The sequence below is a fragment of the Mucilaginibacter sp. genome (genome assembly GCF_036383575.1).
Lineage (GTDB): Bacteria > Bacteroidota > Bacteroidia > Sphingobacteriales > Sphingobacteriaceae > Mucilaginibacter.
Genome location: NZ_DASVOB010000467.1, coordinates 21,764 through 32,504 on the forward strand (window position 1 = coordinate 21,764; position 10,741 = coordinate 32,504).

Annotated in this window: 12 protein-coding genes; 3 read left to right on the forward strand and 9 right to left on the reverse strand. The window is 44.9% G+C overall.

What is annotated here, in order from left to right:
* The first annotated feature begins 346 nt into the window (after positions 1-346).
* A complete protein-coding gene (locus VF500_RS16660) occupies positions 347-634 on the forward strand; it encodes a hypothetical protein (protein WP_330860754.1) in 288 nt (95 codons plus the stop codon).
* A gap of 147 nt (positions 635-781) precedes the next feature.
* Here VF500_RS16660 and VF500_RS16665 read toward each other — a convergent pair whose 3' ends face one another.
* The 4 genes from VF500_RS16665 to VF500_RS16680 all read right to left on the reverse strand — a co-directional run bounded on the left by VF500_RS16665 (position 782) and on the right by VF500_RS16680 (position 2,330).
* Complete coding sequence (locus VF500_RS16665) at positions 782-1,132, reverse strand: VOC family protein (protein ID WP_330860755.1); 351 nt, start codon at positions 1,130-1,132, stop codon at positions 782-784.
* Between the two features lie 16 nt (positions 1,133-1,148).
* Positions 1,149-1,496 (reverse strand): MmcQ/YjbR family DNA-binding protein, encoded by a 348-nt coding sequence (locus VF500_RS16670; protein WP_330860756.1) that lies wholly within the window; start codon positions 1,494-1,496, stop codon positions 1,149-1,151.
* A gap of 92 nt (positions 1,497-1,588) precedes the next feature.
* Complete coding sequence (locus VF500_RS16675; protein WP_330860757.1) at positions 1,589-1,972, reverse strand: DUF1801 domain-containing protein; 384 nt, start codon at positions 1,970-1,972, stop codon at positions 1,589-1,591.
* A 10-nt stretch (positions 1,973-1,982) separates the two neighbouring features.
* A complete protein-coding gene (locus VF500_RS16680; RefSeq protein WP_330860758.1) occupies positions 1,983-2,330 on the reverse strand; it encodes a WapI family immunity protein in 348 nt (115 codons plus the stop codon).
* A 175-nt stretch (positions 2,331-2,505) separates the two neighbouring features.
* On the opposite strand from VF500_RS16680, the gene pruA reads away from it, so the two are divergent.
* Positions 2,506-4,143, forward strand: a complete 1,638-nt coding sequence (gene pruA, locus VF500_RS16685; RefSeq protein WP_330860759.1) for an L-glutamate gamma-semialdehyde dehydrogenase — start codon at positions 2,506-2,508, stop codon at positions 4,141-4,143.
* 343 nt (positions 4,144-4,486) lie between these two features.
* On the opposite strand, the gene can (VF500_RS16690) is transcribed toward pruA, so the two are convergent.
* From can (VF500_RS16690) to VF500_RS16710, 5 genes are all read right to left on the reverse strand, one after another.
* On the reverse strand, positions 4,487-5,143 hold the full coding sequence (gene can / locus VF500_RS16690; protein ID WP_330860760.1) for a carbonate dehydratase: 657 nt from the start codon (positions 5,141-5,143) through the stop codon (positions 4,487-4,489).
* A gap of 20 nt (positions 5,144-5,163) precedes the next feature.
* A complete protein-coding gene (locus VF500_RS16695) occupies positions 5,164-5,913 on the reverse strand; it encodes a YoaK family protein (RefSeq protein WP_330860761.1) in 750 nt (249 codons plus the stop codon).
* A gap of 428 nt (positions 5,914-6,341) precedes the next feature.
* Positions 6,342-7,061, reverse strand: coding sequence for a carbonate dehydratase (gene can / locus VF500_RS16700; protein ID WP_330860762.1), 720 nt, complete (start codon positions 7,059-7,061; stop codon positions 6,342-6,344).
* Between the two features lie 14 nt (positions 7,062-7,075).
* Positions 7,076-8,680: a SulP family inorganic anion transporter gene (locus VF500_RS16705; RefSeq protein ID WP_414688583.1), complete on the reverse strand. Its 1,605-nt coding sequence runs from the start codon at positions 8,678-8,680 to the stop codon at positions 7,076-7,078.
* Positions 8,681-8,762: 82 nt separating this feature from the next.
* Positions 8,763-9,146: a hypothetical protein gene (locus VF500_RS16710; RefSeq protein WP_330860763.1), complete on the reverse strand. Its 384-nt coding sequence runs from the start codon at positions 9,144-9,146 to the stop codon at positions 8,763-8,765.
* 100 nt (positions 9,147-9,246) lie between these two features.
* On the opposite strand from VF500_RS16710, the gene VF500_RS16715 reads away from it, so the two are divergent.
* On the forward strand, positions 9,247-10,741 hold a 1,495-nt coding region (locus VF500_RS16715; protein ID WP_349257178.1), incomplete at its 3' end, for an acyl-CoA carboxylase subunit beta.

Consider the following 10,741-nt stretch of genomic DNA (forward strand, 5'->3'; position numbering starts at 1 on the left):
GATTGTCAATAATAGCAAATGGCTAACAATTAACAGCTATCCTGCATAAATATTACTTAAATTTTTATCGTTTGAATGTCAATTAATGTAAACTACCGCTATATAAAGCCTAATTATGGAAAATATTAATCCGTAATATATTTAAAGACAGGGGTGCTATGCAGAGGTAGATAAATCCTTTGGGCTCTTCAGGTGAGAATTACATCCCCACGTCGTCATTCTGAGTAGATAAAATACTGGGACTTTGAAGGTAAAATGACATCTTCACCACGTCATTGCGAGGCACGAAGCAATCCCCGACGGGCAGGTAACGATCTTTGTTCTATAGACTTACATCGTCGCGCTCTTGGCCGCGCGGGGCCAGATACGTTTTTCGCTGTTGTTTATTTTTTTAGGTGCTCAAGAAGGCTTCGCCGTTTGTATTGACACAAAAGTATCCAAAAAGTCAAGTCAGCAGATAGGCTTCTTTGCGCACAATGCCTTTACCCTGCAAAGCGGTCAGAACCACGGCTGCAATTATTTTGCCCCGCTGCGCTCGCGCTTTCCCAATGCTTCTGCAAAAACTTGCTATGCCCTTTCCTGCGCTCAAGGCCTCCATTGTTCTGCCCGCTTTCGTCCGAAGCTTACCTGCTGACGGGAAGATTCTTTATTTATTATGTCATGGGTAGCTTGTTTCAGCCCCCTACAAGAATGATAGGCGATTTGCTTAGCATGTGGCTTAGTGAGTGAGATGTTGAAACAAGTTCAACATGACGGAATTTTTCATCATGACGCCTGTTTCTTATTTTTTATACAACTCCACCCTCCTCCCATCCGGATCAACAACAACCGCCATAAATCCAAAATCGGTTTGAGCCGGCTCTGATACAAATTGTGCTTCGGCTTCTTTTAGTGACGAAATCACTACGTCAAAATCATCCAGATCAAAACCTAACCGCAAATGCTTGTCGGCTTCGGATTGGCTTTTAGTTAGCGGGTAGATTTCAATTAAAGTTCCGTCAATAGTGGCCGAATAATGATAAGGAGAATTTCGGTGTTGATGATAATGAAAAGTAAAACCCAATAATGCATAAAAACCAACCAGCTTCTGCATATCACCGGTTCTGATGACCAATAGCTTAAGTCTTGTCATGGTTTACCGCTTTATATCACAAGCCCAATTCTTTTTTAACTCTCCCCGGTAACTTATCAGCAATAAGCCTGTACGACTGCTGTATGTAATGCTCCCATTCTTTTTGGCCTAAACTGCTGATATCACGGGCCAACACCCATTTGTACCGGGCAATGTAGGGCTGTGGTTCCAGGCCTTCTTTTGAGATGATCTCTTCAAAATCTTCGGCAGGTACTTTGAATGAGGCCGATGGTGGTACCCCATCCGGATGGGTAAAAAGGAATGATTTACCGCCAACATTGAAACACAGATGTTCGCCAAGTTTAATATCTTCAGTTACACCGGGCAGCTTATGACAAATGGATTGAAGGGTTTCGATGGTCATGGTTAGTTTTTGTAGAGACACATTACATGTGTCTGTCGTTGCAAAATAATGAATTGTTTTTAGACGCATGTGATGCGTCTCTACAGAAAAAATTACCGCTTCTTTTTGGGCAATTTGATCAAACCAGATCTATACAGATCAAGGGCCTCATTCAGGATAAACCGGATGGTATCAACCGGCAGATCTTCCATGGGGTCAAAAACCATGATCTTGATACGGGCACGGTCTTCGTAAGTGAGATCAGGATGGTGCAGATGTTTCCCTTCAACCATACCTAAAAACGGCCACTGCTTTTTGGTGTGTACCCACAGGTAGCAAAACATCTTTCCTTTGTAGCAAAAGAATGGCATATTGTATTTCCACTCTGCCGTGATATCCGGGTCTTCTGCCAGGATAATATCACGCAGTGCGAGGAGACAGCTTTTGTTGGGCTCCTCTTTGGTGAGGTAGAAGTGATCTATTGGGGTGAGTTGCATGGGATATAATTTACGATAACCATTCAATAATACTATCAAGCTGCTTTATGAGCATCGGGATATATGTTTGATCAAAGTTTAATTCAAATCTTAATTCATTTCCATATCCAACTTTTTCCATAGCTATGCAATCTGCCACGAGATGGCCGAGCCCATCACCTTTAATATTTATTTGCAGTTGGTTCTCCAAACTGTTGAAGCTTGCAATCCCATTTAGGTCATCATAAATAATTTTAAGCTGATCTCTGAAAACAGAAAAATCATACAGCATAAAGGCTGCGCTGTAGCTGCCTCTAAAACCACCTGCTTTGATCTCAACATAACTTTCGATCCAGCCATCATTTGTGATTGATTTCATTGTGATTAGAATCAGATCTCCGTTACTGGATACCTTAAAAGCTAATCCGTCAAGTTCGTTCATATTTATAAAAGTAACTATTTTCGCTTCTTTTACCCCACCATTATTTTGACATTCCCCTACCCAACCTTCCCCCTCAAAATCCTTATCTTTGCGGCAACATAAATTATCATCTATGCTTAAAGGATTTTTTAATGTTCCGGCCCCGGTAAATGAACCCGTTTTAAATTACGGTCCGCGGAGTTTGGAGTGTGTGGCGCTTAAGGCAGCTTTAGAAGCCGGTCGTGCCCAACAATTAGATATACCTATGTACATTGGCGGCAAAGAAGTACGTACCGGCACCAAGCTGGAGATTCGTCCGCCGCATGATCATAAACATTTACTGGCTACTTTCAGCGAAGGCGATGCAAGCCACGTTACAGCCGCTATTGATGCTGCCCTCGCAGCTAAAGCTAACTGGGAAAACCTGGCCTGGGAACAACGCGCCGCTATATTCCTGAAAGCTGCCGATTTAATAGCCGGCCCATACCGTGCTGAGATCAATGCAGCTACCATGCTTGGTCAGTCAAAAAACGCTTACCAGGCCGAGATTGATTCGGCATGTGAGCTAATCGATTTTCTGCGTTTTAACGTAGAATACATGACCGAGATCTACAAGCAGCAGCCGCCTGTATCAGGCAAAGGTGTTTGGAACCGCCTGGAGCAACGCCCGCTGGAAGGTTTTGTGTTTGCGCTCACACCGTTCAACTTTACTGCTATTGCCGGCAACCTGCCTGCATCAGCAGCCATGATGGGCAACGTTGTGGTTTGGAAACCTGCTTATCCGCAGATCTATGCCGCAAACGTGATCATGAAAATCTTTAAAGAAGCCGGCGTACCTGATGGTGTTATCAACCTCATTTATGTTGATGGCCCTGTTGCAGGCGAGGTGATCTTTAATCACCCCGATTTTGCAGGCATCCACTTTACAGGATCGACCAAAGTATTTCAGAACATCTGGCAAACTATTGGTACCAACATCCATAAATATAAAACTTATCCACGCATTGTGGGCGAAACCGGTGGTAAAGACTTTGTGCTTGCCCACCCAAGCGCTAATGCCGATGTGGTAAGCACTGCTCTTGTTCGCGGCGCGTTTGAATACCAGGGACAAAAATGTTCGGCTGCTTCAAGGGCTTATATCCCTGCTTCATTATGGCCTGCGGTAAAGGAAAATATGCAGCGCGATATCACTTCGTTCAAAATTGGCCCGGTTGAAGATTTTGAGAATTTCGTAAATGCTGTTATCACCGAAGTATCTTTTGATAAACTGGCCAAATACATCGATGCCGCAAAAGCCGACGAGAGTGTTGAAATTGTTGCCGGTGGTGGTTATGACAAAACCCAGGGCTGGTTCATTGAGCCAACCGTACTGAAAGTTGAGGATCCGTATTACGTAACTATGTGCGAGGAGCTTTTTGGCCCGGTACTTACTATTTACGTTTACGAAGACGATAAATTTGATGAGATCCTTGACATTGTAGATAAAACATCCATCTACGCGCTTACAGGCTCAATTATCTCTCAAGACAGGTATGCCATTGAAAAAGCTACTACCCGTTTACGCAACGCGGCAGGTAACTTCTATATTAATGATAAACCTACGGGAGCTGTGGTTGGTCAGCAGCCATTTGGCGGCGCAAGAGGATCAGGTACTAACGATAAAGCAGGTTCAATGATCAACTTATTGCGTTGGGTATCGCCACGCACCATCAAAGAAACCTTTGATCCGCCGAAGGATTACAGGTATCCGTTTTTGGCGAAAGAAGTGTAGCCCCCCGGCCCCCTAAAGGGGGAGGAATGAATAAATAAAAAAAGCGATGAGTTGTACAACTCATCGCTTTTTTTATGCAGTTTAACTTAAAAACCAATTGTCATTTCGACGAACAGCGGGAGGGTAAGCGCGCGCGGGTGAGGAGAAATCTTGTATGCCCTGCAAAGCCAATAAGAACGGCCGCTTTCCGATGCGTACAAGATTTCTCTTTCGCCCCAACTGCACAAGCCTCCCCTGCTCTATCGAAATGACATCTCCTATAATTAAAAAGCGGCGAGTTAACGCCAACTCACCGCCTTTTAATTATACGCTATCCCTCCCCCTTTAGGGGGCCGGGGGGCGACTATTTAAATTTAAACACAGCATCCATCTTCTCATTGCTGGATGTGCTTACCTTCATATCATTAATAAGGCCTGTACTTAAGCTGTAAACCCAGCCATGAACAGAAAGTTCCTGCCCGTTCTTCCAGGCATTTTGTACTATGGATGTTTTGCAAAGGTTGTTTACGTTTTCTATCACGTTCAATTCAACCAGGCGGTTGCTGCGTTCAGTCTCATCGGCAATAGCGTCAAGCTCATCGGCGTGTAAACGGTAAACGTCTTTAATGTGGCGTAGCCAGTTATCAATAAGTCCGAATTGGTTATTCCCCATTGCGGCATTAACGCCACCGCAGCCGTAATGGCCGGTAACTATTACGTGTTTCACTTTAAGCACGTTCACTGCGTAGTCAAGCACGCTCAGCATGTTCATATCCGAGTGGATAACCATGTTGGCAATGTTACGGTGTACAAAGATCTCGCCCGGAGCGGTATTGGTGATCTGGTTGGCAGGTACGCGACTATCGGCACAGCCAATCCATAGTACCGGTGGTTTTTGACCGTTAGCCAGCTTATCAAAGTATTCTGGATCTTCGGCTAAAGCGCCTTCAATAAACTTTTTGTTTCCTTCCAGTAAACCTTCGTAGGTGATGTGACTGGTGTCATGAATTTGAGAACTCATAATTTTTTAAGATTGATGTTTTAAGATGCGGTTTGGCGTTTGCCCGGTGCAAACATACGGCTTAGTTTATGCAAAGCAAGCGGCGAAACGTCATAATACATTATGGTGAGCAAAATGAGTGGAATAAAGTAAAAAATGGCAAACTCATACAGGTTAAAGAAATAACCGCCAGCCAATCCGCCAAATAAATAAAAACCAAGTACAGTACACCTGATCAATATTTTATTGCCTGCTGCCTCGGTGTTTTTGGTACGCGGATGGAACCATTCGGCCACCTCACTGCCCAGGTCGGTAAACAAGCCTGTTAAGTGGCTCGATTTGATCAGTCCCCCCGAGATATTGGATACCAAACTGTTCTGCAAGCCCATCGAAAACAAAATGGCACTGATCACAATTTCGCGTTCAAGTTGGGTTTCCTGGTAAAAATTATGTCCGTAAACAGCAACAGCCAGCAAAATAATGGCTTCTATGATCATGGGGGTAGAGTTTGCCCGCCAGCGGCTCTTTTCCTCAAATGACCGCACTATAAAGCTGGATACAAATGCCCCGGCGAAGAACATCATCAGCCACACTAAAAAGATGATCATCTGGTGGTAGTTCTGCTCAACAATATGCTTGGCCAAATTAGCCACATGCCCGGTTATGTTAGATGTAAAAGCCAGGAAAGCCAGCATTCCTGCCACATTGGTTACCCCGGCCACAAATGCCGTCGACGAGGCCAGCATCAAGTTTTGTTTAAGGGTACGTTGTTCTTTTATGGCTTTAAGCATAGGTATTTCGCGGCATGTAGCGCTCAGTTAAATTTACAGAAAACTTAACCACTTGGATGCATACTTGTTTGATGCAACGGATAATATCTTAAACAGATTGGGAATAAGCAAAAAATTGAACGCTGTTCGATTCTCTGACTTCGAACCAATATGACTGTAGTTTGTAACTACAGTTCTGTACCAGGCTTTAATGTACTGTAGTCTGAAGACTACAGCATAGACATCCGAAGTCAGAGAATCGGACAGCGTTTAATAAGCCCTCTCTAAATCCCCCCAAAAAGGGAGACTTTTTAAGCCCTCCCTTCCGGGGAGGGTTTGGGAGGGGCTAACACAAAAAAATCCCGGTCACTTTCATGAACCGGGATCAACTTAACAATCAAACCTCCCTTCGCCCCTTACAGCGTCGGAAGCCTTAATCAAATTATACTTTAGTGTGCGGCTACTTCTTCAGCGCCTGCAAACTCGTACACATAACCTAAATTATGCGGACTGCTACTGCTTACTTTAAGGTCTTTTACCAAGCCACTACCCAAATCAATTACCCAACCATGCACTTCAAGGTCATGACGCTCTTTCCAGGCGTTTTGAATGATGGTGGTTTTGCACAGGTTATACACCTGCTCGGTAACATTCAATTCAACCAGGCGGTTAACTTTCGTAGTTTCGTCGGTAATGCGGTCAAGCTCATGGGCATGTAAGCGGTAAACATCTTTGATATGACGCAACCAGTTGTCAATTAAGCCAAACTGTTTGTTGCTAAGGGCAGCAGCAACGCCGCCGCAACCGTAGTGCCCGGCAACAATAACATGTTTTACTTTAAGTACGTTCACAGCGTAGTCGAGCACACTCAGCATGTTCATATCTGAGTGAACACATACGTTGGCTATGTTGCGGTGTACAAACACTTCGCCGGGTTTAGTACCAGTTACTTCGTTGGCAGGTACGCGGCTGTCTGAGCAGCCTATCCACAGCACTTCCGGGCTCTGGCCTTTAGCCAGGTTCTTGAAATACTCGCCATCTTCGGCCAGTTTACGCTCAACCCAGGCGGCGTTGTTTTTAATTAAAGTATTATAGCTGCTTGATTGTGCAAGTTTAAGGTTGTTGGTATCTATTACGGCTTTGCCGTTTGTTTTTTCTTGTGTTGACATTGTTTTTCGATTTTTTAGTTGGGGTTATAAACCATTTCTTTTAAAGGAGGTACGTCATACTTCTCCTTTACATCCTGCAGTTGCACAATAATGCCCTTGGTATAGGCATTGTGCTTGTAATTATGGATGATCTCCAGTACATCCGGATCGATATACCTTGAACTCGATCCGTCGATCACCACTTCGGCGCCCTGCGGTAAGCTGGTAAGCGTTACCTGTATGGCAGCCTTGTTCAGGAAGGATACTTCCTCGGCCAGCTTAAGTTTAATAACTTTTTTGCTGCCATTTTTTTCAATGTGATAGAAGTAGGGGTTACGCAGGTTTGTACGCAGAATATAAAAGATCCCTACCAGCATACCTATGCCCACACCAATAAGCAGGTCGGTCATAACAACGGCTACAATGGTAACTACGAAAGGGATAAACTGGCTCAAGCCCTGTTGCCACATGTGCTTGAAAAGGCTTATCCGAGCCAGTTTATACCCAGTCATCAGCAGGATCGCTGCCAGACACGACAGCGGGATATGGTTAATTAAAGACGGTATCGCCAATAAAGCAACCAATAAGAATATACCATGTATGATAGCGCTCATTTTGGTACGGGCACCGGCATTTACGTTGGCCGATGACCGTACAATAACCGCCGTCATGGGTAAGCCGCCAAGCATACCGCTTACTATGTTGCCCGCACCTTGGGCAAGCAGTTCGCGGTTAGTTGGCGATATGCGTTTAATAGGATCTATTTTATCTACAGCTTCAAGGCTTAACAGGGTTTCCAGGCTGGCCACAATGGCAATAGTGGCAGCCGTTATCCAAACCTGCTTGTTGCCTATCTGGCTAAAATCCGGCGATTTAAACAGCGCAAAAAATTCGGCGCTGCTGTTCACAAGTGGTATGCGTACAAACTGCTTATCAAGCAAGGCAATCCCTGTTCCGGAAAACGCGAGGCTAAGCCCGATACCGGCCAGTACAACCAACAATGGGGCCGGAACTATAGCCAGCTTTTTAAACTTTGGCCAGTAGATCATAAAAGCCAGGGAGACTATACTTATGATCACTGCACCATAGTTTATCCGGGCAAAAGCCCGCGTTATACCCGAAAAAGTATTGTGTTCGTCAATCTGCTTAAAGCCTTCATCTCCTTCAAAATCGGCATCATAGCCAACTGCGTGCGGAAATTGCTTCATGATCAAAATGATCCCAATTGCCGCCAGCATACCTTCAATAACTGATGAAGGGAAATAATTGGCGATGGTACCGGCTTTGACGATGCCCAGTATGATCTGGAATGCGCCGGCCAAAACCAGGGCCATTAAAAAGGTTTCGTAAGCGCCAAGTGATGTAATACCATTAAGTACAATAACCGTTAAACCGGCAGCAGGGCCGGCTACGCTTAATTGCGAGCCGCTAAGTGTACCCACAACTATACCGCCGATAATGCCTGTTAATACGCCTGCAAAAAGCGGCGCACCTGATGCCAGCGCTATACCTAAACACAGCGGCAAAGCCACCAGGAATACTACAAGACTTGAAGGAATGTCCCTTTTTAAGTTTTTGGACAAAAAATATTTTTTCAGGTTGAGATTGCCCATAGCAGACTCACCTTGCTTGATTTGCATAAGAATGAAAATTGAGTAAGATTGTTAAAATGAATTAAAAAGCATTGCTATCCGGATAGGGAAGTATCCGGTTAAATTCATTTTAAACGTTGGGCGGCGGGGTGGGGACCACAGGATGATACACCTGTTTGTATAAAGCATTTTCCTGGTTGTGGAGAACCTTGCTTTCGGTAATGAAGGTGATGAAGCTGATGGTGTGGATGTCATACTCATCGAAGGTCTTTTTCTCCTTCATGAGGTCTTTCTCGGGGCTTTCCTTTTCAGTTTTGCTTTCCTGCTCCAGCTGTAGGATCACCGCACTTACCGTTTTATTATCAAGATATGAAAACAGGGGAGCAAGCGAAATGCCCATCTTTATTGCAAAGACGGTCATGAACAGCGCCACTACCCATATTTTATTATTCCTGATCTTCATCAACACAAATATATAAAATTCTGTTATTAAACCACCAGAATAAGCAAGCAAAAGCTATTCTTACAATATAATTACTATTTTTAAGCAATTACTAACAACCTGAATTGTGGATAAAAAGCTTGATCTGTTAAGGCTTAAACGTCATGAAGCCATGCAGGGCGGAGGCCCCGTACGTATTGAAAGTCAGCATAAAAAAGGAAAATTAACGGCACGTGAACGTTTACATTTTTTATTGGATGAAGGCTCGTTCCAGGAAATAGGGATGCTGGTTACCCACCGCTCCATTGACTTCGGTATGGAGAAAGAAAAATATCCCGGCGATGGTGTTGTTACAGGTTACGGTACCATAAACGGGCGGCTTACCTACGTATTTTCGCAGGATTTTACGGTATTCGGCGGCTCGCTTTCCGAAACCCATGCCGAAAAGATCTGCAAGATCATGGACCTCGCCCTTAAAAACGGCGCTCCGCTTATCGGCCTAAATGATTCGGGTGGTGCGCGTATCCAGGAGGGGGTAGTATCCCTTGGCGGCTATGCCGATATCTTTTACCGCAATACTATGGCATCGGGCGTTATCCCGCAAATATCGGCTATTATGGGGCCTTGTGCCGGTGGTGCTGTTTATTCGCCAGCCATCACCGATTTTATTTTGATGGTTGAGCATACCTCCTACATGTTTGTTACCGGGCCCAATGTAGTAAAAACCGTAACGCATGAGGTGGTAACCTCCGAAGAACTTGGCGGAGCCAATACCCACGCCAGCAAATCGGGCGTTACACATTTTGCCTGCGCCAATGAAATAGCAGCCATTCAGCATATCAAAAGTCTGCTAAGCTATATGCCTCAAAATTGTGAGGACAAAGCCCCTGCCCTTCCCTATGAAAGCGGCGATGAGCTTCGGCCCGAACTTAATACACTATTACCTTCAGTTGCTTCCACTCCTTATGATATCCGCGAGGTAATCGATCACATTATCGACAAAGATTCATTTTTAGAGGTTCATAAAGATTTTGCCGAAAACATAGTGGTTGGCTTTGCACGCCTGGCAGGTCGGAGCATTGGTATCGTAGCCAACCAGCCTGCTTTTTTGGCCGGCGTGCTTGACATTCATTCATCAACCAAGGCTGCCCGCTTTGTACGTTTTTGCGATTGCTTCAATATCCCGCTGCTGGTATTTGAAGATGTGCCCGGCTTTTTGCCCGGTACCGACCAGGAATGGAATGCCATTATCACCAACGGCGCTAAACTGCTGTATGCTTTTTGTGAGGCTACTGTTCCGCGGGTTACGGTGATCACCCGCAAGGCTTATGGAGGTGCTTATGATGTGATGAACTCCAAACACATCGGGGCCGATATGAATTTTGCCTGGCCTTCGGCCGAGATAGCGGTGATGGGTGCCAAAGGTGCTGCCGAGATCATTTTTAAACGCGAGATCAGTAAAGCCGAAGATCACGAAGCCAAGTGGCTGGAGATGGAGCAGCTCTATTCAGATACCTTTGCCAACCCCTATCGCGCTGCCGAACGTGGTTTTATTGACGAGGTGATTGAACCGGCTGAAACACGGATCAAATTGATCCAGGCATTTAAAATGCTGGAAAATAAGGTAGTAAATAACCCGAGGAAGAAGCATGGGAATATACCTTTGT

What these genes read in the sequence shown, in the direction of transcription:
- VF500_RS16695 (WP_330860761.1), bottom strand. Translation starts at nt 5,913, where the DNA reads ATGCTTAAAGCCATAAAAGAACAACGTACCCTTAAACAAAACTTGATG.
- VF500_RS16705 (WP_414688583.1), bottom strand. Translation starts at nt 8,680, where the DNA reads ATGCAAATCAAGCAAGGTGAGTCTGCTATGGGCAATCTCAACCTGAAA.
- VF500_RS16670 (WP_330860756.1), bottom strand. Translation starts at nt 1,496, where the DNA reads ATGACCATCGAAACCCTTCAATCCATTTGTCATAAGCTGCCCGGTGTA.
- VF500_RS16665 (WP_330860755.1), bottom strand. Translation starts at nt 1,132, where the DNA reads ATGACAAGACTTAAGCTATTGGTCATCAGAACCGGTGATATGCAGAAG.
- can (WP_330860762.1), bottom strand. Translation starts at nt 7,061, where the DNA reads ATGTCAACACAAGAAAAAACAAACGGCAAAGCCGTAATAGATACCAAC.
- VF500_RS16680 (WP_330860758.1), bottom strand. Translation starts at nt 2,330, where the DNA reads ATGAAATCAATCACAAATGATGGCTGGATCGAAAGTTATGTTGAGATC.
- VF500_RS16675 (WP_330860757.1), bottom strand. Translation starts at nt 1,972, where the DNA reads ATGCAACTCACCCCAATAGATCACTTCTACCTCACCAAAGAGGAGCCC.
- can (WP_330860760.1), bottom strand. Translation starts at nt 5,143, where the DNA reads ATGAGTTCTCAAATTCATGACACCAGTCACATCACCTACGAAGGTTTA.
- pruA (WP_330860759.1), top strand. Translation starts at nt 2,506, where the DNA reads ATGCTTAAAGGATTTTTTAATGTTCCGGCCCCGGTAAATGAACCCGTT.